General features: G+C 61.6%; 19 protein-coding genes and 3 pseudogenes. 11 read left to right on the forward strand and 11 right to left on the reverse strand.

Features of this window, described 5'->3' with window-relative positions:
* The 6 genes from JFT80_RS01820 to JFT80_RS25285 all read left to right on the forward strand — a co-directional run.
* On the forward strand, positions 1–790 hold a 790-nt coding region (locus tag JFT80_RS01820; RefSeq protein ID WP_242482742.1), incomplete at its 5' end, for an ABC transporter ATP-binding protein.
* A complete protein-coding gene (locus tag JFT80_RS01825) occupies positions 787–1581 on the forward strand; it encodes an ABC transporter ATP-binding protein (protein ID WP_201146732.1) in 795 nt (264 codons plus the stop codon). The genes JFT80_RS01820 and JFT80_RS01825, both read left to right, overlap by 4 nt.
* Before the next feature lie 177 nt (positions 1582–1758).
* Complete coding sequence (locus tag JFT80_RS01830) at positions 1759–2745, forward strand: ketopantoate reductase family protein (RefSeq protein ID WP_201146733.1); 987 nt, start codon at positions 1759–1761, stop codon at positions 2743–2745.
* 23 nt (positions 2746–2768) lie between these two features.
* Positions 2769–3533, forward strand: a complete 765-nt coding sequence (locus tag JFT80_RS01835) for a class II aldolase/adducin family protein (RefSeq protein WP_122838379.1) — start codon at positions 2769–2771, stop codon at positions 3531–3533.
* A gap of 15 nt (positions 3534–3548) precedes the next feature.
* Entirely contained in the window at positions 3549–3872 is a 324-nt protein-coding gene (locus tag JFT80_RS23700) for a PAS domain-containing protein (RefSeq protein WP_242482743.1), read from the forward strand.
* Positions 3873–4528: 656 nt separating this feature from the next.
* Entirely contained in the window at positions 4529–5119 is a 591-nt protein-coding gene (locus JFT80_RS25285) for a methyl-accepting chemotaxis protein (RefSeq protein WP_374091311.1), read from the forward strand.
* A gap of 18 nt (positions 5120–5137) precedes the next feature.
* On the opposite strand, the gene JFT80_RS01845 is transcribed toward JFT80_RS25285, so the two are convergent.
* On the reverse strand, positions 5138–6118 hold the full coding sequence (locus JFT80_RS01845; RefSeq protein WP_201146734.1) for an AraC family transcriptional regulator: 981 nt from the start codon (positions 6116–6118) through the stop codon (positions 5138–5140).
* A gap of 326 nt (positions 6119–6444) precedes the next feature.
* On the opposite strand from JFT80_RS01845, the gene JFT80_RS01850 reads away from it, so the two are divergent.
* On the forward strand, positions 6445–7788 hold the full coding sequence (locus JFT80_RS01850) for an MFS transporter (RefSeq protein WP_201146735.1): 1344 nt from the start codon (positions 6445–6447) through the stop codon (positions 7786–7788).
* Positions 7789–7884: 96 nt separating this feature from the next.
* A complete protein-coding gene (locus JFT80_RS01855) occupies positions 7885–8361 on the forward strand; it encodes a MarR family winged helix-turn-helix transcriptional regulator (RefSeq protein WP_122838376.1) in 477 nt (158 codons plus the stop codon).
* A gap of 6 nt (positions 8362–8367) precedes the next feature.
* On the opposite strand, the gene JFT80_RS01860 is transcribed toward JFT80_RS01855, so the two are convergent.
* Both JFT80_RS01860 and JFT80_RS01865 read right to left on the reverse strand, forming a co-directional pair.
* The gene (locus tag JFT80_RS01860) at positions 8368–9300 is read right to left on the reverse strand and encodes a 2-hydroxyacid dehydrogenase (protein ID WP_201146736.1); all 933 of its coding nucleotides are present in this window, start codon (positions 9298–9300) and stop codon (positions 8368–8370) included.
* Complete coding sequence (locus JFT80_RS01865) at positions 9297–10622, reverse strand: MFS transporter (RefSeq protein WP_201146737.1); 1326 nt, start codon at positions 10620–10622, stop codon at positions 9297–9299. Before JFT80_RS01865 ends, JFT80_RS01860 begins: the two co-directional genes overlap by 4 nt.
* A gap of 427 nt (positions 10623–11049) precedes the next feature.
* Here JFT80_RS01865 and JFT80_RS01870 point away from each other — a divergent pair, with 427 nt between their 5' ends.
* The 3 genes and pseudogenes from JFT80_RS01870 (at position 11050) to JFT80_RS01880 (ending at position 13640) form a co-directional block, all read left to right on the forward strand.
* On the forward strand, positions 11050–11304 hold the full coding sequence (locus JFT80_RS01870; RefSeq protein ID WP_201146738.1) for a helix-hairpin-helix domain-containing protein: 255 nt from the start codon (positions 11050–11052) through the stop codon (positions 11302–11304).
* A gap of 445 nt (positions 11305–11749) precedes the next feature.
* A pseudogene (locus JFT80_RS01875) lies at positions 11750–13008 on the forward strand (molybdopterin-dependent oxidoreductase).
* Positions 13009–13017: 9 nt separating this feature from the next.
* Positions 13018–13640, forward strand: a pseudogene (locus tag JFT80_RS01880) (c-type cytochrome).
* Between the two features lie 143 nt (positions 13641–13783).
* On the opposite strand, the gene JFT80_RS01885 reads toward JFT80_RS01880, so the two are convergent.
* From JFT80_RS01885 to JFT80_RS01920, 8 genes and pseudogenes are all read right to left on the reverse strand, one after another.
* The gene (locus JFT80_RS01885; RefSeq protein WP_122838370.1) at positions 13784–14557 is read right to left on the reverse strand and encodes a TSUP family transporter; all 774 of its coding nucleotides are present in this window, start codon (positions 14555–14557) and stop codon (positions 13784–13786) included.
* Positions 14554–15590 (reverse strand): annotated as a pseudogene (locus tag JFT80_RS01890) (YeiH family protein). Before JFT80_RS01890 ends, JFT80_RS01885 begins: the two are co-directional and overlap by 4 nt.
* A 120-nt stretch (positions 15591–15710) precedes the next feature.
* Positions 15711–16016, reverse strand: a complete 306-nt coding sequence (locus tag JFT80_RS01895) for a DUF6506 family protein (protein WP_122838368.1) — start codon at positions 16014–16016, stop codon at positions 15711–15713.
* 29 nt (positions 16017–16045) lie between these two features.
* Entirely contained in the window at positions 16046–16999 is a 954-nt protein-coding gene (locus JFT80_RS01900; protein WP_122838367.1) for a bifunctional enoyl-CoA hydratase/phosphate acetyltransferase, read from the reverse strand.
* Positions 17000–17145: 146 nt separating this feature from the next.
* Positions 17146–17832 (reverse strand): thiamine pyrophosphate-dependent enzyme, encoded by a 687-nt coding sequence (locus JFT80_RS01905; protein ID WP_207187679.1) that lies wholly within the window; start codon positions 17830–17832, stop codon positions 17146–17148.
* Entirely contained in the window at positions 17829–18905 is a 1077-nt protein-coding gene (locus JFT80_RS01910; RefSeq protein WP_201146740.1) for a thiamine pyrophosphate-binding protein, read from the reverse strand. Before JFT80_RS01910 ends, JFT80_RS01905 begins: the two co-directional genes overlap by 4 nt.
* Before the next feature lie 405 nt (positions 18906–19310).
* The gene (locus JFT80_RS01915) at positions 19311–20639 is read right to left on the reverse strand and encodes a PLP-dependent aminotransferase family protein (RefSeq protein WP_201146741.1); all 1329 of its coding nucleotides are present in this window, start codon (positions 20637–20639) and stop codon (positions 19311–19313) included.
* A gap of 119 nt (positions 20640–20758) precedes the next feature.
* On the reverse strand, positions 20759–22141 hold the full coding sequence (locus tag JFT80_RS01920; RefSeq protein ID WP_201146742.1) for an aspartate aminotransferase family protein: 1383 nt from the start codon (positions 22139–22141) through the stop codon (positions 20759–20761).
* Positions 22142–22194 lie beyond the last annotated feature (53 nt).

Consider the following 22194-nt stretch of genomic DNA (forward strand, 5'->3'; position numbering starts at 1 on the left):
GCCCCTGCCTCGCCGCCAACTGCCCGGGCATGGCGAACTGATCCTCGAGGCCCGGCATGTGACCAAGCGCTTCGGCGGGCTGGTGGCCAACAATGACATGAGCCTGGAGATCCGCTCCGGGGAAATCCTCGCCCTGATCGGCCCCAACGGTGCCGGCAAGAGCACGATGTTCAACCAGCTCTCCGGGGTCGATACACCCACCAGCGGCGACGTGTTGTTCATGGGCCGGAAGATCAACGGCCTGAGCTCGCGGCAAGTCGCCCGCCTGGGCATGAGCCGCACCTTCCAGCACGTGAAACTGCTGGGCAACATGAGTGTGCTGGAAAACGTCGCGATTGGCGCGCATCTGCGTGGCACCCAAGGGGTGCTGTCGGCGGCCCTGCATCTGGATCGTCGCGAGGAGGCCGAACTGCTTGGCGAGGCCCGGCGCCAGCTGGAGCGCGTCGGCCTGGGTGACTACCTGAATGCCGAGGCCGGAAGCCTGTCCCTCGGCCAGCAACGTATCCTCGAAATCGCCCGCGCCCTGTGCGCCGACCCGTGCCTGCTGCTGCTCGATGAGCCCGCCGCCGGCCTGCGCCACAAGGAAAAAGAAGCCCTGGGCATCCTGCTCAGTCGCCTGCGCAGCGAAGGCATGGCGATTCTGCTGGTCGAGCACGACATGGACTTCGTGATGGGCCTGGTGGATCGCGTAGTGGTCATGGAATTCGGCCAGCGGATCGCCCAAGGCCTGCCCGAAGACGTACAGAAGGATCCGGCGGTGCTGGAAGCCTATCTGGGAGGAGTTGAATGATGAACATGCAAGTGGAACCGCAGCTCGCACCGCTTAACCGGGTCGACGACGCCGTGCTAGAAATCAGGGACCTGAGCGTGGCCTACGGCAAAGTCGAGGCACTGAGCAACGCCAGCCTGACGGTGGGCAAGGGCCAGATCGTGACAGTGATCGGCCCCAACGGCGCCGGCAAGACCACCCTGCTGTCGGCGATCATGGGCGTGCTCGGCTCCCGGGGCCAGGTGCATTTCGACGGCAGCCTGGAAACCTTGCCGGAAGTGGAAGTGATGGTCTCCCGGGGCCTGGGCCTGGTGCCGGAAAAACGCGAGCTGTTCACCAGCATGAGCGTGGCCGACAACTTGCTGCTGGGCGCCTTCCAGCGGCATCGCCGGGGTGACCGGCGCTATAGCGAGACCCTGGCCGAAGTGTATGAGCTGTTCCCGCGCCTGTGGGAACGCCGCGAACAATTGGCCGCGACCTTGTCTGGCGGTGAGCGGCAGATGCTCGCCGTGGGTCGCGCGCTGATGGCCAAGCCCAAGCTGTTGATGCTCGATGAGCCGAGCCTGGGCCTGGCGCCACTGATCACCCGGGAGATCTTCCGCATCATCACCTCCCTGCGCGAGCACGGGGTGTCGATCCTGCTGGTAGAGCAGAACGCCCGGGCAGCGTTGCGGGTGGCTGACTATGCCTATGTCCTGGAGACAGGGCAGATTGCAATGCAGGGCCCGGCCCGACAACTCGCGGATGATCCACGGGTGATCGATGCGTATCTGGGGCTGGCGAGCAAGCATCAGGAAATGCTTGCGACCTGAAATTTTGCTACGGCACTTCCCCCTGTGGGAGCCGGCTTGCCGGCGATGGGGCCCTTTAGCCCTGCGTCGATCTGGCGGGCGCATCGCCGGCAAGCCAGCTCCCACAGGGGATCGCGGCGGGCCCGAAGGGATGATTATCGCCTGTGTAGGCGCCTTGTTGAATAATGTGGAGTTACGATGAACGCTTCCCTCCTGCGCATCGGCATTGCCGGTGCCGGTGCCATCGGCTGCACCCTGGCCGCACGGCTGGCTGCTGGCGGCCATCAAGTCAATGTCCTGGCCCGTGGTGACACACTGGCTGCGATCCAGCGAAACGGTATTCGCCTGACCGACCTGGACGGCCAGCACCATGTGCGGGTCGAGGCCAGTGACAACGCCGCCAGCCTTGGCGAACAAGACCTGATTTTTCTATGCACCAAGGCCCAGGGCCTGGCCGGCCTGCTGCCGCAGCTGCAACCGATGGTCGGTGCCGACACGGTGGTGATCCCGGTAGTCAACGGCGTGCCCTGGTGGTACTTCCACGGCGAAGGCGGACGCTACGACGGGCGCCGCGTCGATGCGGTCGACCCACAGTCGATTCTCAGCCAGGCCCTGGACCTGCGCCACGTGATCGGCTGCGTGGTGTTCATCACCGCGCGCTGCCCGGCCATCGCCGTGGCTGAATCCCGGACCCCGCACCTGATGATTTTCGGCGAGCCCGACAACCGTCTCAGCCCACGCCTGGAGCAGGTGCGCGCACTGATCGAAAGTGTCGGCATCGAAGCCCGGGCAACGGATCGCATCCGCGACAACCTGTGGACCAAGATCATCGCCAACATCACCTCCAACCCGCTCTCAGTCATCACTGGCGCCACCCTCGAGCAGCTTTACAGCCTGCCGGAGCTGCGCGAAGTGGTCAGCAGCTGCCTGCACGAAACCCTGCTGACAGCCGCCGCCCACGGCGCACGCGTGAGCATCGACCCGCAGACGTTCCTCGAACTCGGTGCCGGCATGGGCGCAGTGCGCACCTCGATGCTGCAGGACTATGACAAAGGCCGCCCCCTGGAGCTGGCCGCCATCGGTGATGCGGTACTGGAACTGGCCGATTGCATGGCGATCCCGATGCCCGTCACCCGCCACCTTATTGCCCTCGCCCGCTTTCGCGGCGAACAGGCTCGTCATTGACCTACCCAGAAAAGGAATCCGACATGGACCAGACTGCATTGGCACAACCCCGGCAGTACAGCGACGAAGAATGGGCCCTGCGCGTGCAACTTGCGCATTGCTACCACCTGGTGGATTTCTTTGGCTGGACCGAGACCATTTTCAACCATATCTCTGCACGCCTGCCCGGGCCGGCGCACCATTACCTGGTCAACCCGTTCGGCCTCAATTACACCGAAGTGACCCCGGCCAACCTGCTCAAGGTCGACCTGCACGGCAAGAAACTCGAAGACTCGCCATACGACGGTAACCCGGCCGGTTTCGCCCTGCACAGCGCGGTGCACGGTGCACGCGCGGACATTCAGTGCCTGATCCACACGCACACCACGCCGATTTCGGCCATCGTCATGAAGAAGGCCGGCTTTGCCCATAACGACTTCTACGGTGCCCAGCTCTACGGCCGCATCGGCTACCACACCTTCGAAGGCATCACCCTGTTCGACGACGAAAAAGCCCGGATGATCGACAGCCTCGGCGACAAGCACATCCTGGTGCTGCGCAACCATGGCATTGCCGTCGGCGAAAGCAGCATCGCCAAGGCGTTCTTCCTGTTGTGGACGGTGCAGCGCGCCGCCGAGATCCAGTGCCAGGCCGGCGCCTTGGGCGGCGAAGACAATCCGCTGCCCGAAGAGATCAGCCACAAGTGCGCCGATCTCACGGCCATGCTCATTCGCGACAGCGGCTTCGCGGTGAAATTCTTCGACGCCATGGTGCGCAAAATGCGCGCCGAACGCGGCCAGTGCTGGTAATCGCAGGAGCGGTCAGTGGCTAATCCAAAGGACCAAAGTGTGCCGGCAAGCGTTGCGGCGCAGCAGGAAATCCCGATCTCACGGCTGGACACTCGCGGTCATCTGCTGGCCTGCAACGACGCCTATCTGGCGCTCAGCAAATACGCCAGGGAAGACGTGCTGAACCAGCCCCACGAGCTGATCAATCACCCGCTCATGCCCAGGCGGGTCATCGAGCGCATGTGGCAAACCCTGCGCAGCGGTGTGCCCTGGACGGCCCCCTCATGGGCCGTGACAAACATGGCACGACTTTCTGGTGCAATCTTTACGTGGTGCCGCTGCTGGAAGAAGGTCAGTTGACGGCACTGGGCACGGCGTACCACCCGATGGACGAGGCCCAAAGCCTGCGTGCTGCGAAACTCTATCAACGCTTGAATGAGGGCCACGGCCCCCTGTCACTGGCCCGGTGCATCCAGGATCACGCCAGCCGCCAAGGCGTGACCTGGCTGCTCGGACTGGCCGTCGCCGGCGCCATGGTCGGCGGGCAGATCGGTTGGGCACCGGGCCTGCTGGTGCTCGGTGGCGTGATCGGCGCGGCGTGGCAGTGGCGAGCCGGACTGCGAGCCGACATCCGTTGCATCCTGGCCCGACATGATCAGGTCTACAGCGACACCTTGCTGGCCTCGCTGCAGAACGGTTCGGCCTCCCTGACCAACCGTTTCGACATGGCCCTCAACAGCCAGAACACCCGGATGCGCACGGTGATGGCGCGGATCCGCATCAACGGCGAGACCGTGCGCCAGCGTGCGCAGGAGTCTTCGATGCTGGTACAGACCCAGTCTGGCCACCTGCAACGGCAACTGGAGGAAGCCGAACAGTCCGCCGCTGCGGTGCATCAAATGAGCGCGACGATCCAGGAATTGTCGCGCAACTTGCAGCACACCGCCGAGGCCACTCAAGCCGTGGACACTCTGGCTCACGATGGCGTGCGCCTGTCCGGACAAAGCCAGGGGTCGATGACGGGCCTGAGCCATTCAGTCGAAGAGATCGGCCAGGCCGTCAGTCGCCTGGCGGAGTCCATCGAATCGATCAGCGGCGTCGCCCATGTGATTCGCAGCATCGCCGAGCAGACCAACTTGCTGGCCCTTAACGCGGCCATCGAAGCCGCTCGCGCTGGTGAGAGCGGCCGAGGATTTGCGGTGGTCGCCGATGAGGTGCGCAGCCTCGCCACCCGCACCCGCGAGTCCACCGAACAGATCCAGCGCTCCATCGAGCAGCTGCGCGACGGCAGCGCCCTGGCGCTGGCCACTGCACAGCGGGGCGAGTCGGCCGCTCGGGAATCGCGCGCGGATGTGGCACAGGTGCAAACGGCTTTGCAGCGCATCTGCGAGGAAGTGGGGCAGATTTCCGGCATGAGTTTGCAGATGGCCTCAGCCATCGAGCAGCAGGGGCAAGTGGCCCAGGAGATCAACGGGCAGATCGGGCAAATCGTCAGCCTGGCGCAAACCAGCCGCGATCAGTCCCGACGCAGCACTCAGATTGGTGAAGAGCTGCATCAACTGGCCAACTCGCAACTGGACCTGGCGCAGCGTTTTGTCCAGGGGTAAAGGGCCCGGTGGCACGTATCAGGCCTGCCGGCGCAGGGTCTCGGACGGCAGACAGCCGTATTGCTTGCGATACTGCATCGCAAAATGACCGAAGCTGGCGACGCCGTGACGCAGCAGGATATCCGTCACGCTGTCCGCCGGCCCGGCTTGTTGCAAGGCCAGGTGCACCAGCGCCAGGCGCCGGGTGCGCACGTAGTCACTGGGGGTTTGCTGGAGAAAGCGCGTGAAGCCATTTTGCAGGGTGCGGATCGACACTTCGCAGAACTGCGCCAGGCTTGCCAGGGCAATGGGTTCGGCAAGGTGCTGCTCGATGTAGTCGCGGGCCTTCTTGACGTGGTGTGGCATGGGCTGGCGTTGATCTTGCAGCAGATCCACCGAGTAATTGTGCGGCAACTGGGTCAGCAGCACCGACAGCAGATAGTCCGACAGGCTTGCACCCATGGCCGAGGGCTGCAGCGACTGGCTGGCGTCGCCATACAACTGGCAGATGTAGTCCAGGGTGCTGCGAACCGTCGCCATGCCCTGATGTGTCGGGTCGACCTGGATATCGAACACCAGCGGCTGACGCAAACGCCGATTGAGCAACACCTGCAACTGGCGTTCGAGGGCCTGCCGATCGACCCGCAAGATGAGGTTGCGGCAGTCCTTGTCGATGCGGATGAAGCTGCGTTGCGAAGGCGAGGAAATGGTCAGCCCACCCTTGCGCAAGACAGCCTGCTGCTTGCCCATACTGACCATCCCGCCACCTTCAAGCGTGACGCGAATCAGGTAGTAGTCGCTGATATCGCCGGCGTCGATTTCCACCGGTGCGCCGTAGTGCAGATCGAACAGCGCCGAACTGCCGAAGAACACGCCGTACAGCTGTGATTGCAAGGCGCCGCCCTGCTGCATTTTCATCTGGTGTGGCCACAGGTAATGACTGACGCGGTCCCTGACCTCGCCGAACCCACCGGAACTCAGCAGGCAATGATCCTGGAGTGAAAAGCGTTGATCAAACATGCGCAAGTGCCTCCGAAAACAATGGGCGACCGGTTGCAGACGCCTCGAAATTTAGTGGAAATGGAAAGCAATTTTCACGCCACGCAAACGCTTTCTGCGCGCCCGGAACAGCCTCTGCGCCTGGCGCATAGAGGCCCGCTGAACAAGGGCTTAAAAAGGTCCTGCAACACCCTTAAGCCAAGGGATTGGCAACCTGGACCGCACAACAAAACCAATAAACGCACCAGGGCAATGCGCTCGGGTAACGCTGGCGTCACCGATGCACCCAACTGCGAACAAACGCTGCCGCCGACTGACCGATTGCCAACCCTGAAGGGGCCAACAGCATGACCAGTAAAACACCCATCGAGGTCACCCGTAAAAGCTATGCCTATGAATGGTACATCGTTGCCATTTGCATGTTGGCGTACATTTTTTCGTTCATCGATCGGCAAATCCTGGCGTTGATGATCGAGCCGATCAAACACGATCTGCAGCTCTCCGACACCCAGTTCAGCCTGTTGCACGGCCTGGCTTTTTCGCTGTTCTATGCCTTCATGGGCATGCCCATCGCGCTGCTGGCAGACAAGTTCTCCCGACCAAAAATCATCGCCATCGGCGTGGCGTTCTGGAGCCTGGCCACGGCCCTGTGCGGGCTGAGCAAAAACTTCCTGCAGATGTTCTTGGCGCGCATCGGCGTGGGCATCGGCGAAGCAGCGCTGTCACCGGCCACCTACTCGATGCTCAGCGACATGTTCCCCCGGGAGAAGCTCGGCCGCGCCGTGGCGATCTACTCCATTGGCTCGTTTATTGGCGGCGGCGTGGCCTTTCTGATTGGCGGCTACGTCATCGATTTGCTGAAGAACCTCGACAGCGTCGTGGTCCCGCTGCTGGGAGAAATGCGTCCCTGGCAGGTGACCTTCTTCCTGGTGGGGCTACCGGGGGTATTGGTGGCACTGCTGATTGCGCTCACGGTGCGCGACCCGGCGCGCAAGGGCCTGAAACTGGACGCCGCGGGCAAGGTCCATGCGCCCAGCATGAAACAGGCATTCACGTTCCTGGGGGTCCACCGCAAGACTTTCGCCTGCCACTACCTGGGATTCTCGTTCTACGCGATGACGCTGTTCTGCATGCTCAGCTGGACCCCGGCTTTCTACATGCGCAAATTCGGCCTCGCCCCCAGCGACACCGGCTACATGCTTGGAATTGTGGTGTTACTGGCCAACACCAGTGGCGTGTTCTGCGGCGGTTGGCTGATCGACTGGCTGGCGAAAAAGGGCTATAGCGACGCGCCGATTCGCGCGGGAGTGATTGGTGCGATCGGCATGGCCGTGCCCGCAGTCGCGTTTACCCAGGTCAACGAACTGTGGATGTCCATTGCGCTACTGGCGCCGGCCATGTTCTTTGCCTCGTTTCCGATGCCGGCGTCCACTGCTGCCATGCAGATCCTGCCGCCCAACCAGATGCGCGCACAGATCAGCGCGCTGGTCCTGCTGATTTCCAACCTGATCGGCCTGGGTGTCGGCACCACGGCGGTCGCACTGCTCACCGACCGGCTGTTCGAAAATCCGGCGCTGGTCGGTTCGTCGATCTCCCTGCTTAACGCCTTTGCGGTCGCCCTGACCCTGTTGTTACTGATCAAGGGCTGCCGACACTTTCGTGAAAGCCTCAAGCACGAAGGCCTGGCCTGAGGCAAACCGTGGCGTGTCCGCTGGTTTTTGCGGCGGGCGGCGCGACAATGGCGCCCGCTATCAAACCCAGCTCATCAGAAAGACTACGCCACCTTTATGACCACCCCGAAAAAGCGCCTGAGCCGATACAACCCCGCCAGCGAAGACTTCAAGAAGGAAGAGTTCCCCTTCTATTGGCTCGCGCGTCTGCACGGGCGCTACTCCATGGCGATGGAAAAGGCACTGAAGAAGATCGACATGGACATCCCGCGCTGGCGGATTCTGTTCATCCTCAAGGAAAATGGCGAGTCGAGCATTTCGGAAATCTCCATCCATGCCATCGCCAAGCTGTCCACCATCACCAAGATCGTCTATCGCATGAAAGCCGATGGCCTGGTGGAAACCAACACCAGCGCCAGCGATGGGCGGGTCACCCAGGTCTCGCTGACCGATGTCGGGCGCCATACCATCGAAGAAATCCAGCTGGGCACCAGCGACATCTTCCGCACCAGTTTCAAGGGCCTCACTGAAGCCCAGATCACCAAACTGAATGCCACGCTGGAAAAAATCTTCAATAACCTGCCAGAAGACTGACCCGGGTCAATCCGGCACCGGTGTCGGCAACGGCTCGCCGGCAAAGTGCGCAGCGAGGTTGGCCAAGCTCAGGTCCGACATCGCCCGCCGCGTATCCCAGGTGGCACTGGCCATGTGCGGCGCCAGCAGCACGTTGTCCAGATCCAGCAACCGCGCATGCGGACGCGGTTCATCCTCGAACACGTCCAGCCCGGCCCCCAGCAGCCGCCCCTCAGCCAACGCCTGTGCCAGCGCAGCCTCATCGACCACACTGCCGCGCCCCACGTTGATCAGGATGCCCTGGCTGCCCAACGCATCGAGCACGCCGGCATCGACCAGGTGATAAGTCGAGTCCCCACCGCCCACTGCAACCAGCAGGAAATCCACCGCCGCCGCCAGTTCGATGACCGAAGCGTAATAGGGGTAATGCACCGCGAGCTGACGCCGGCCGTGGTAGCTGATCTGCATGTCGAACGCCGTCGCGCGCTGCGCAATCGCCTTGCCGATGCGTCCCAGCCCAACTATTCCGAGACGCTTGCCACTGACCTTGCGAGTGAACGGAAAAGGCCCCTGTTGCCAGCGCCCTTCGCGCACAAAACGGTCCGCCCGGGCAATGCGCCGCGCCGTGCCGAGCAGCAAGGTCATGGCAAAATCGGCGACGTCGTCGGTCAGCACATCCGGCGTATGCGTGACCGCAACGCCACGGGCCCGGGCCGCTTCGACGTCGATGCCGTCATAACCGACGCCAAACACCACGATCACTTGCAGATCCGGCAGGCGCTCGATCAAACCGGCGCTCACCCGCGACTCGCCATTGGCGATCAGCGCGCGGATACCGCGCACCGTTTGCGTCTCCAGTTCCTCGCCGCTCTCACTGCCCTCAAGCACGTCATAGTCGGCATACAGCCGCTCGCTGAGCATGTCTGGCAGACGCGCAACTTTAAACACGGTTGATTTCATCGATGCCTCCCGGAACAGAAACGGTAGTGACCTTGCGGCTGCGTTTGCCGCCGCCCAAATAGAGCCCTAACAGCCCCCGCTAGCAGCGCGGCGGCCACCAGCAACAAGGCATAGTCATAGCTATGGGTGGCGTCCTTGATCCAGCCCATCACCGGCGGCAAGCCCAGGCCGGCAATGTTGGCGATGGAGTTGATCAAGGCAATCGATACGGCAGCCGCCGGCCCGGACAGGTATTCGGTGGTGGTCGCCCAGAACACCGGCGTCGCCGCCCAGTTCAGCCCCACCGCCACCACCAGCAGCACGTACGCCAGCCACTGGTTGCCGGTAAACACCGCCAGGGCCAGCAGCACTCCGGCCGCCAACAATGGCCCACCCAAATGCCAGCCCCGCTCGCCGGTGCGATCGGAGTGACGGCCGTTCAAGTACATGAACACGCACGCCAGGAAGAACGGCATCGCCGACAGCAGGCTGACCACGAACGAGCCCTGCTTCGATACCGACTGCACAATCAGTGGCAGAAACAGCGTGACGCCAATGGTGCCGAACGCCTGCAACAACCAGAACAGGCTGAGCAACCACACCTGGCGACTGCGAAAAGCCACATGCCAGGCGTCCTTGTGCGAGATCACCGTCGTTGCCTGCTCGGCCTGCATGGTGCGGCTGAGCCAGTCCTTCTGCGTGCTGTCGAGCCAGTGGGTGGAGGCCGGCGTTTCGGGCATGTAACGCAACACCACGTAGCCCAGCACAATCGCCGGAATGCCTTCGAGCAGGAACAACCAGCGCCAGCCATTAACGCCGAACAGGCCATCCAGATTCAGCAACGCACCCGACATCGGCAGACCAATCACCGATGCCAGCGCCGCGCCGATGTAGAACCACGACATGGCCCTGGCCCGGTCGCTGCGCGGGAACCACTGGGAGAGGTAGTAGATGATCCCGGGCGTGAAACCCGCTTCGGCGGCCCCCAGCAGCAGACGCATCACGTACAGCTGGTTGGCGCTCTGGATCAGGCTCATGCCCGCGGCAATGATGCCCCAGGTGATCATGATCCGCGCAATCCAGCGCCGCGCACCGACCTTGGTCAGGATCAGGCTGCTCGGCACTTCGAACAGGATATAGGTCAGGAAGAACAACCCCACGCCGATGCCATACATGCGCAGGCTCAGGCCGAGGTCGGCATTCATCGTCAACGCCGCCACCGAAATGTTCGACTTGTCGATGTAGGCCACCATGTACAGCAACATCAGGAACGGAATCAGCTTCAGGTTGAGCTTCTTCATGGTGCTGGCGTGCAGACGGCTGTCCAGCGAAGGACCAGTCATGGGGGAATTCCTCTTATTGTCTTTATTCTCGGTGGCCGGACGGCGTCGGGTCACTGGGTTGTGACTGACCTTAAACCAGCCGAGAACTTAGTTCAATATGTGAATTATAAACCCATTATGTGGGATTCTAGCTGAAACGAATAAGCCTGCTCATCTGGCGCAATGCTGTTCAATAATGGGAACATCGACCCACTGCAGGAGCGAGCTTGCTCGCGAGATACGCCAACGATAACGCGTGAAGCCTGAGTAAACGCGGCGCCTATAAGTTCTTCGCGAGCACGCTCGCTCCTACAACGGGGTTGGAGCCTACGGGCTTTTTGCCGGGAGATTTCGCCTACGCCTGTAGTGAAGAAGTCCATCTATTGAGATGCCCTCTCCCGTCGGGCAAACTCCGCCGTCCCCATTGGCCGATAACAGGAGTTTACGGATGCCATTTCCACTGACGGAATACAATGAGTTGTTGGCCCTCAAGGGCGTAGGGCCGGCCGTTATCGCTCGACTTGAGCAGATGGGCATTGACTCACTGGCAGTGCTCAGCGAGGCGAGTGTTACTGACATCCTGGCTCATGCGTCGGCGGCCACGGGGTCGACTTGCTGGAAAAATAGCCCCCAAGCCCGTGCCGCTATTATGGCGGCCATTGAGCTTGCGAAAGGCGCTCAGCTGAGCACGCCTGGTACGTAAGGCAGATCGCCTGTTTCAATCGGTAATCGTGTCGGGCAAGCGGGAAATCTACCTGGTAAATACCCCGTGCCGCGCGGACGGTCACAGGGTGCGTGACCAGTCTTAAGTCACTGAGCTCCCTCTACGCCGATTGCTGACATCAAAGCCACCCAACGTGCTCTCTGCGATCTCGCCACGCTCTGCCAGGCATTTCGAACAGCCTCATGCTGGCAGAAATAACGGCGGATCGGATGCTGGTCCCGATCGACCCTCGTGAGTAGGCGATAAAGCAATCGCGGGTCCTGGGGACCGATTGCCGGGCCTCTAACACTGAGGCCCAACACACAGACATGAACTGGATCTATGCATCCGGTCACCAGCACCCGAAGGTAGTCCCCTGAGGGCTCGCTGCCCTGACCGGAAGCGGTCAATTGCATCTCATCAATACAATCATAGAGAGTGCAAAATGAAGTTCAGTTTTGTGGATACTTGCAATCCAGGTCGCCGACGCATCCTGCGCGATGCGTTCACCCTGGCGCTCGCGGCCTCCCCGCTCGCCAGCCTGGCCAGGGCGGCCAGCGACACCAGGACGACCGACACAAATGCAGATGAAGTGACCTTTGCAGCTGGCCCACGGCCGCTGGTGCAATACCCGCAAAAGCGTCCACTGACCTTGGTCACCACCCGCCCACCGCATCTGGAGACGCCTTTTTCGGTTTTCGACCAAGGACCGATCACCCCCAATGACGCTTTTTTGTACGTTATCACCTGGCTAATTTTCCGCTCAGCATTGACCCGGACAGCTATCGGTTGACCATCAAGGGCGCGGTCAATACGCCGCTGTCACTATCCCTTGCAGAACTCAAAACCCTTGCCGACCCGGTAGAGATGGTGGCCGTCAATCAGTGCTCGGGAAACAGCCGCGGCTTTTTCACGCCTCGGGTGTTCGGAGCCCAACTGGGCAATGGTTCGATGGGCAATGCCCGCTGGGTGGGAGTGCCGCTCAGGGCGGTGCTGGACAAGGCCGGTGTGAAAGCCGGCGCCAGGCAAGTGACCTTCCGTGGGCTCGATAAACCGGTACTGGCGAGCACGCCAGAGTTCATCAAGGCGCTGGACATCGGACATGCCATGGACGGCGAGCCGATGATCGCCTGGTCGATGAATGGCACTGATTTGCCATTCCTCAACGGCTATCCGATACGCCTGGTGGTGCCTGGCTACTTCGGCACGTATTGGGTCAAGCACCTGAGTGAGATCAACGTGATTGACCACATGGATGACGGCTTTTTCATGGCTAAAGGCTACCGGGTTCCGGATAACGATTGTTTTTGCGTCGCACCCGGCACCACGCCGGCGAAGACTCAGCCGATTTCCAGGTTGCCGGTGCGCAGTTTCATCACCAGCATCAAGCACGGAGATGTCTTGCCGCGGAACCAGGAGGTGACGCTCAAGGGCATCGCATTCGATGGTGGCGCCGGGATCAACAAAGTGGAAGTCTCGATTGACGGCGGCCAGCGCTGGCGCGAAGCGCGGCTTGGTCAGGACCTGGGGCGTTTCTCTTTCCGCGAATGGACGTTGCCGGTCAGCTTTACCCATCAGGGCACGGCCCGGTTAATGGTGCGCGCCAGCAACCGTGCCGGGGAGTCGCAACCGCTGCAAGCCGACTGGAACCCCGGAGGCTACCGCCGACACGTCGTAGAAACCAGCCACGTGACAATCGCCTGAGGAGCTCACATGAAACGTTTGACTACCATGCTGTGCGCTGCGCAGGTTTGCTGGGCGGCCATGGCCGGCGCCGCGCCACTGTCAATTACGTTGCCGCCTGAAACGGCCGTGTTCAAGTCCAGCGGGCTACCTGGTTACCCATTGGCCCAGCAGAAATGCTCCACCTGTCATTCTGCCGATTACATCAACTTCCAGCCACCGGGCATGACCCTCGCGCAGTGGACTGCCGAGGCGAGCAAAATGCAACAGGTGTACGGCGCGCCGATCAGTGATCAGGATGTCAACACCATCTGCGCCTACCTGGCGGTGACGTACGGCAGTGCCCAGGCAAGCGATGCCGAGGTACAGGCTGGCTCGAATCCTCCGCCGGCGCCCGCCGCAAAAGGTGACGCCATGGCGTTGCTTCAAAAACCACGGCTGCCTGTCCTGTCACGCGATTGATCACAAAGTGGTAGGCCCGGCTTATCACGATGTCGCTGCCCGGTACGGGAGTGATCCGCAGGCACTGACCAGGATTGCCGCCAGCATTGAGCACGGCAGCAGCGGAAAATGGGGAGATGCCAATGCCGCCCTTCACCCAGTTAAGCGCGCAAGAGCTGAAAACCCTGACGACTTTTATCCTGCACCAGTAAAGCTGCATTCACGCCGTAGCGCGATCACTACGGCTTTGTGTAGGAGCGAGCTTGCTCGCGAAAGACTCACAGACCTGCGTTTATTCAGGATACAGGCGGTATCGTTGACGATTATCGCGAGCAAGCTCGCTCCTACAATAAATTCATGCCGGGGCTGCGGCTAAAAGCCCCGGCAATGAATCCCCGATCAGGCTCGCGCCCGCCAGCGCCATCAGGACAAACACCAGCCACCGCACGGTACGCGGTGACAACTTTGGTGGATGGCGGCGAACCAGCCAACTGACCAGCAACACCAACGGCAATGCTTCGGCACTCAACAACAACGTCGACAGCTGCATCTGCCCTTGCGCCACGACCAGGCCAAGGCGCGCCGCTGCGTTGGCGGCAAACACGGTGATCAAGGTATTGCGGATGATTTCGTAGCCGAGAGGCTGGCGATACAGGTGATAAACAATCGGCGGCCCGCCACTGGAGAACAGGCCATTGAGCAGTCCGCACAGGCCACCGGCCAGCCAGAATGAAGGCTGCGCGGACAGGCGTTGTTTCGGTCTGTTTTGCACCACCAGCATGAGGCTGGCAGCCACTATCAGTATGCCGAGCAGCAGGCGAAGCCAGGTCAGCTGGCTACCACTCAACGCCTGCAGCCCCCACACCCCCAGGCTGACGCCCAGCAGACTGCTGATCAGCACAGGCATCAGCACCGCGCGATCAAGCTGCGGTTTCGGCCCGCCCAGGGCGCCCATGGCATTGCCCAGGGTGAGGATACTGATCACCACCGCCACCTCTGATAGCGGCACCATGTGCAGGGAAGCGACCAGGCCCATGAGGATCAGGCCGAAGGCAAAACCGGTAAGGCTCTGGGCGACGGTGGCCAGGGCCACACAACACAGAAATATCAGGTGAACGTGCAGGCTCATCCCAGCCACTTGACCGCAAACAATATGATCGCCGCCAGGAACAGGGTTTCACTGACCAGCAGGGTCGCCGGACGCCAGCCCACTTCCAGCAGCGCCTTCAAGGAAGTTTTCATCCCCAGGGCGGCGATAGCGGTCACCAGGCACCAGCGCGACACATCGCCGGCCAACTCCTGCACCTGCGTCGAAGCGATGCCGCTGCTGTTGATGGCGACAAACAGCACAAAGAAGATGATGAACAAGGGCAATGGCAGTGCCGGACGCGGACCACCATCACCGCGCTTGCGCAGCAATAGCGAAAGGCTGAAGACGATCGGCACCAGCATGGCCACGCGCAACAGCTTGACCACGGTCGCGGTGTCGCCGGTTTCCTCTGACATGCTGTAGCCGGCACCGACCACCTGGGCCACATCATGAATCGTTGCGCCGAGGAATATCCCGGCCTGATGGGCGTCCAGGCCGAGCCATTGGGCGATCGGCGGGTAGGCAATCATCGCGATGGTGCTCAGCGCAGTCACGCTGATCACCGTGAAGATGATGTTGCGTTCGCTGTCCTTGTCTTGCGGCAGTACCGCAGAAATGGCCAGCGCCGCCGAGGCGCCGCAGATGCCCACGCTGCCGCCGCTGAGGATGCCGAAATCCGGGATTGACCGAGTAGCCTGGACAGGATGATACCGAAACTGATGGTCAGGAAAACCGCACCAATCACCACCGCCATCAGCGTCCCGCCGAGCGAGAGAATCTGCTCGACGGTGATGCGCATGCCCAGCAGCGCCACGCCACCGCGCAGGATGGTGCTGGACGTGAAGCGTATGCCCGCCACCGCACGCCCCTCCTGGGACAGAAAGCCCAGGGCCATGCCCAGCAACAAGGCCATTAACATCACGGGTGCACCGTAGTGCTCGGAAAGGAATGACGCACTGGCGGCGACGACCAATGAGGCGATGATACCCGGCAGCAGCAGTCTGCATTTCTGCTGACGGCGCACCAACCAGGATTCCGACGGCTGAGCCGTGTCCGGCAACTGGCGGTGCACGGGGGATTGTGTGGTGCTGTTTTATTGTCATGTGTTCACCTACACCCTGTGGTTACGAATCACTGGGTTTCGATGCTAGAGAAAACACCGGCCGCCCATTAGGACCACGTCAAGGTGGTGTTAGGGGCCAGGCGACAACTGCTGCAGGCGCTGTTGCATGTGCGCACTGTGGTGCACGGCGGCAACCGGAATTCGATCGTCAACGGCATTGCGAATCTGCTCGACTTCGGCCTCGGAGAAGGCGCCGCACAGTTCGATCAATTGCACATGCCGGGTCAACAATTCCTGCGCCACCAGCAGCGCTTCCTCGACGTTCGCCACGCCACACAGGGTCGCGGCGAAGTCATCGGATTCCAGGCAGCCGTTGTGGGTGAGGAACTGCATGCCCGGCGCCTTGAAGATAAAGCCATAACGTTGCACAGCCATCGTGGTGCTCCTTGGATCTTGGGGGTTACCTAGCCAGCAGCCAGCAAGCGGTCACCCAACTGCCGGCGGTAATCGATGAAAATGGACGCCAGGGCGCAGGACGCCAGGCGTGCCTCCAGCGGGTCGGCACGAGAGGTCAGAATGATCGGCACCCGCGCGCCCAGCACCAGGCCTGCGGCCGTGGCACTCATGAAGTACACCATCTGCTTGAACAGAAAATTGCCGGCTTCCAGGTTCGGTACCAGCAGGATGTCGGCATGGCCCGCGACCTCGCCGCCAATGCCCTTGATCCGTGCCGCTTCCAGCGACACCGCGTTGTCGAACGCCAGCGGCCCCTCGACGCAGGCGTTACCCAGGGCACCAATTGCCGCCAGTTTGGCCAGCTCGGCGGCGTCCTGGCTGGACGGCATGCTGCGTGTCACTTCCTCGGTACCGGACAGCACCGCCATGCGCGGCCTCTCATAGCCGAGCGCATGCATCAGCTCGATGGCGTTGCGGGCGATATGGATCTTGTCGATGACGGTCGGTTGCACGTTGATCACCGCGTCGGTGATCGACAACGCCTTGTCGCTGCCCGGTAGCGTCATATGGAATACGTGACTGAGGCGGCTGGCGCCCCGCAGTCCGGCTTCGCGCTTGAGTACCGCGCGCAGCAGGGTATCGGTGTGCAGATGCCCTTTCATGATCGCCTGCGCGTTACCGGCACCCGCCAGGATGCAGGCGACTTCGGCACACTGGGCTTCCTCACTGACGTGCATCAGGCGCACATCATGCAGGTCCCAGTCGAGTTCTTCGGCCAGGGCCCGGATCTGCGCCTGATCCCCGACCAATACCGGTTCTATCAGGCCTTCATCGCAAGCCCGCCTGGCACTGCTCAGGCTCAGCAGGTTGACCGGGTTGACCACCGCCGTAACCACGCGCGGCAGCGCCTTGGCCCGATCAAGCAGGAACGCCGGGCATTCAGGTGCAATAGTGCTCAACATGCTTGGAATCCTGTGTGTTCAGGGGTGAAGCTGCAACAACGCCCGAAGGCGTCGTTGAAGTATTCGCGATGGTCTGTGCGACGGATCGCACCGCCACACAGACCACTGGCTGCAGGTGTCCGGCGCCAACCGGTCACCTGGATCACTCAGACGTAGTCTTTGTATTTCTCGAGGAAACGCACAGGTTTGGACAGCGCATCGCGGCGGAACGGATCGCCCAGCTCGCGGGTGCACATGATCTCGATCACCGTGGTCTTGCCGGCCTTTTGTGCTTCGCACGCCGCCCTGAGTGCCGGGCCGACGTCTTCCAGACGGTCGACAACCACGCCTTCGGCGCCCATCGAGCGGGCGATGCCGGCGAAGCTCTGGTTTTCCAGCTCGCCTGCCACGAATCGACGGTTGTAGAAGTCCACCTGGTTCTTCTTCTCCGCGCCCCATTGACGGTTGTGGAACACGATGGAGGTGACCGGAATGTTCTCGCGCACACAGGTCATGATTTCCATCATCGACATGCCCCAGGCGCCGTCACCGGCATAGGAGATGGCGGTACGGTGCGGTGCGGCGACCTTGGCGCCGATGATGGTCGGCAACGCGTAGCCACAGTTGCCGAAGCTCATGGCGGCGAAGAATGAACGTGGCTTTTCGAAGCGCAGGTAGCTGTTGGAGACCGAGTTGATATTGCCAATGTCCGTGGAGACCATGGCGTCCGCCGGCATGGCCTTCTCCAGCTCACGCAGGACCTGGCGCGGGTGCAGGTAGTTGCCCTCCTCGCCACTCTGCTCCTTGATCATGTCCAGCGAGTACTCGTCCTTCTCGTGGATCCAGGCATTCAACTCGTTTTCCCAGTCGAATTTTTCCTTGGCGATTTCCTCGGCTCGCGCCCCTTTGTTTTCCAGACACTGCACGTCGAGGCTTTCCAGGCGACCGAGCAGGTTGACCGCTGCGGCCTTGGCGTCGCCGCAGATGCCCACGGTGATTTTTTCACCAGGCCGAGCATCTTGGAATCGCAGTCGATCTGGATGACCTTGGCCTGCTTCGGCCAGTAATCAAGACCGTGCTGCGGCAAGGTGCCGAATGGCCCCAGGCGAGTGCCCAGCGCCAGGACCACGTCAGCGCGCGCCAACAGCTTCATTGCCGCCTTGGAGCCCTGGTAGCCAAGCGGGCCGCACCACAGCTGGTGACTGGCCGGGAAGGAGTCGTTGTGCAGGTAGCTGTTGACCACCGGGGCGCCGAGGTATTCGGCGAGCGCCTGGCACGCTTCGACAGCGTCGCCCATGACCACGCCGCCTCCGGAGATGATCACCGGGAACTTCGCTCCTGCCAGCAGCTCGGCCGCTTCGGCCAGGCTCTGCTCGCCACCGGCGCTGCGCTCGATACGAATAGGCGTGGGGATCTCGACGTTGATGTCGCCGTAGAAGAAGTCACGCGGGATGTTCAGTTGGGTCGGACCGTTTTCCTGCATCGCCCGGTCAAAGCAGCGGCCTGTCAGTTCAGCCATGCGCGCAGGATTGGGTACATGGGCCTGGTACTTGGTGATGGTTTCAAAGAACGGCAACTGCTGGGCTTCCTGGAAGCCACCGAGGCCCTGGCTCATCGAGCCGGTTTCGGGCGTGATCACCACCACCGGGCTGTGGGCCCAGTAAGCAGCGGCGATGGAGGTCACGAAGTTGGTGATGCCGGGGCCGTTCTGCGCGATGCACACGCCGTGACGACCACTGACCCGCGAGAAACCATCGGCCATGTGACCGGCGCCCTGCTCGTGCACCACGGGGATAAAACGGATGCCGGCTGGAGCGAAGATATCCATCGCATCCATGAAGGCCGAACCCATGATGCCAAAGACATCGGTGACGCCATTGGCAACCAGTGTTTCAACCATTGCTTCGCTGGGGGTCATGCGTGGCATATAGATCTCTCCATTGTTGTTGTGTTGGAGTTTTGGGGCGGGGCGAGCGAGCCGCCTCACGTTCGCCTTGAAGTGAGGACGACTGCCTTGGGGCTAGAGTAGGAGCCGGGGCAAGTGCCAGATAGGACCAGTTGGGGACCAACTGTTGAGCCAGCTGGGGCCAGATTCGCCAGCTGGCGCAAATGCCCTGGCACCCACATGCCAGGCGCCGCGCACGACGAAAACCCACGTCGTGACTGGCGCGGGGAATGGGTTGGGAAAGGGCTGCTTAGCTGATCTGGTGAATGAGCTCGGCCAGCAACTTGATTCCCGGGCGAATGCGTTCCGCTGGAATCGACGAGTACCCCAGGCGGAAGTAGTTGAGCGGCGGTTGCTCACCAAAGAAGTGAATATCGCCGGGCTCGATCAGGATGCCGTGCTCGGCGGCCTCCCCTGAAGGCGTCGCGCATCCAGGCTGTCGGGCCCTTTGACCCAGTAGCAGGAGCCGCCAAAACTCGGCTCCTGGGAGGATTCCGGCAGGTACTCACGCAAGGCGGCGCCCATTTGCTGATGACGTTCTTCGTACGCCCGCATCAGGCTCATGATCAACGCATCGTGGTAACCGCGCTCCAGGAACAACGCCACTGAGCGCTGATTGTTCGCCGCCGGATGTCGCACCATGAGCCGACGCAACGCCCGCGCCTCGCGGATCAGGGCCTCGGGACCCACCAGGTAACCCACCCGCAGGCCGGGTGCCAGGGTCTTTGACAGGCTGCCGACGTAGAGCACCCGATCATGCTTGTCCAGGCTCTTGAGTGCCGGAATGGGGGTACCCTTGAAGTTGGTCTCGCTCTCGTAGTCGTCCTCAATGATTAGAAAATCATGCTGATTGGCGCGCTCCAGCAATTCGTATCGGCGCTCAAGGGGCATGGTCACGGTGCTGGGGCACTGATGGCTCGGCGTGGTGTAGATCAGATCGCAGTCATTGAGCTCATCGCTCAGCATCAGGCCGTGGTTATCCACCGCCAGCGGCTGGACTCGCGAGGGGTTGAGCATGGCGATGTTGCGGATGTCCATGTAACCCGGTTCTTCGATGCCCATCAGACTGTCGGGGCGTAATAACAACCGCGCCAGGATGTACAGCGCGTGTTGCGCCCCCACTGTGACCAGGATCTGCTCAGGCGAAGCCCAGACGCCCCGGCGCGGCAACAGGCGCGTCCTGATCTGCTCCATCAGCAGCGGATCATCGTTATCAAAACGGTCCGATGCCCAGTCACGGATCGCCGGGATGCTGACTGCGTCGCGGCAGCATTCACGCCAGTTGGCGGTGGGGAACAGGGCCGGGTCGAACTGCCCGTAGATAAACGGGTATTTGTAATTCTGCCAATCCCTGGGCTTGCTCATGTTGCGTTGCTGCGAGGGTTGAATCACCAGCCGTTTCGACCAGTCCAGGCTGGTGCAAGCGAGCGCATCCTGGTCCCCATGCGGCGCCTCGACCTTGCGCGCCAGAATATCCGGATTGACGTAGTAGCCGCTGCGCTCGCGGGCCAACAGGTAGCCATCGTCGAGCAGGTGTTCGTAAGCCAGGACCACTGTGTTGCGCGCGACGTTCAGCTGTTTGGCCAGCTTGCGACTGGAGGGTAACGCGCTGTCGAGCGGTATATTGCCGTTGAGAATCACCTGGGCGATCTGCTCACGCAGTTGCTGCTGCAGGTTGGTGGATTTTTCGGCGGACAAATGGAAAAGCTGGAACATGGCGGCCTCGATTGAACGGACGACAAGTGCTGGCATGGCTGCGTAAGAGCTGCCGACGGCTTGGGCCTGCGGCAGCTCCTACGGGGATCGCATTTCAGCCGCGGCAGCGGCAGCACTCGTTAAAGTGCGAGCCGGCCTAAAGCGTTGTCCAGGGCGGTGATGATCACATCCAGCTCCTTTTGCGTGGCGATCAGCGCCGGGCTGAAGCACAGGGTATTGTTGAACTGCTCGAAGCTTCGGTTGGTCCGCCCGATCATCACGCCTTGGCGCATGCAGTCGGCGACGATGGCAATCGGCACGCTCTCGGCCACCGGCTCCTTGGTCTTGCGGTCCTTGACCAGTTCCAGGCCACAGAACAGGCCCTTGCCACGCACATCACCAATGACCGGGTACTTGTCCTGCAGCTCACGCAGGCGCCCCATGAAGTACTCACCCATATGGGTGACATTCTCCAGCAAGCCCTCGTCCTCGATGATGCGCATATTTTCCAGCGCAGCCGCCGGGCCCGCCGTGCAGCCGCCGAAGGTGCTGATGTCACGGAAATAGCCCATCCGGTCATCGGCTTCACCCTTGAACGCTTCGAACACTTCCTCGGTGGTCACTGTGCAGGAGATCGCTGCGTAACCACTGGCCACCCCCTTGGCCATGGTGACGATGTCGGGCTTGATGCCGTAATGCTGATAACCAAACCACTTGCCGGTACGGCCCAGGCCGCAGACCACTTCGTCAATGTGCAGGAGGATGTCGTACTTTTTGCAAATCTCCTGGATGGTCTCCCAGTAACCTTCCGGCGGCGTGATAACGCCGCCGCCGGCGGTGATCGGTTCGAGCACCACCGCACCCACGGTATCCGGCCCTTCCGCGAGGATGACCCGCTCCATCTGCCTGGCGGCACGCACGCCATAGTCGGCCGTGTCGCCGAACTGCGAGCGGTACTCACAGCAGTGGGGAAATTCGACAAAACCCGGGGTGAAGGGGCCGTACTGATTCTTGCGCTCGAACTGGCCGGTGGAACTCAGCGCAGTGATGGTGGTGCCGTGGTAGTCACGCTCGCGGAACAGAATCTTGTGCTTTTTACCGCCGTACTTCTTGTGCGCAATCTGTCGCACGATCTTGTAGGCCTTCTCATTGGCCTCGGAGCCGGAGTTGGAGTAGTACACCCGGCTCAGGCCAGGCATCTTCTCAATCAGCTTTTTGGCGAACAGGGCGCCAGGAATGTTGCCTGCGGAGTTGGCAAAATAATTCATTTTCACCAGTTGATCTCGCACCGCATCGGCAATGCTCTGGCGGCCATAACCCACGTTGACGGTCCACACACCGCCAGAGACCGCATCCAGGTATTCGTTGCCCTTGATGTCCCAGACGCGCATGCCCTTGCCTTCGACGATCATCAGCGGATCGTTCTGCTCCAGCGGTTTGTGCTGGGACAGGTGATGCCAGACGTGAGCGCGGTCACTGGCCAATGCCTCGGCTGCATCGTACTCGTGAGCTGTTGTTTTCATGCTTACCTCTCGGCTGGTGCATTTTTTATTGTTGGTCACCGGGCAGGAGGCCA

The organism is Pseudomonas sp. TH10 (assembly GCF_016651255.1).
Lineage (GTDB): Bacteria > Pseudomonadota > Gammaproteobacteria > Pseudomonadales > Pseudomonadaceae > Aquipseudomonas.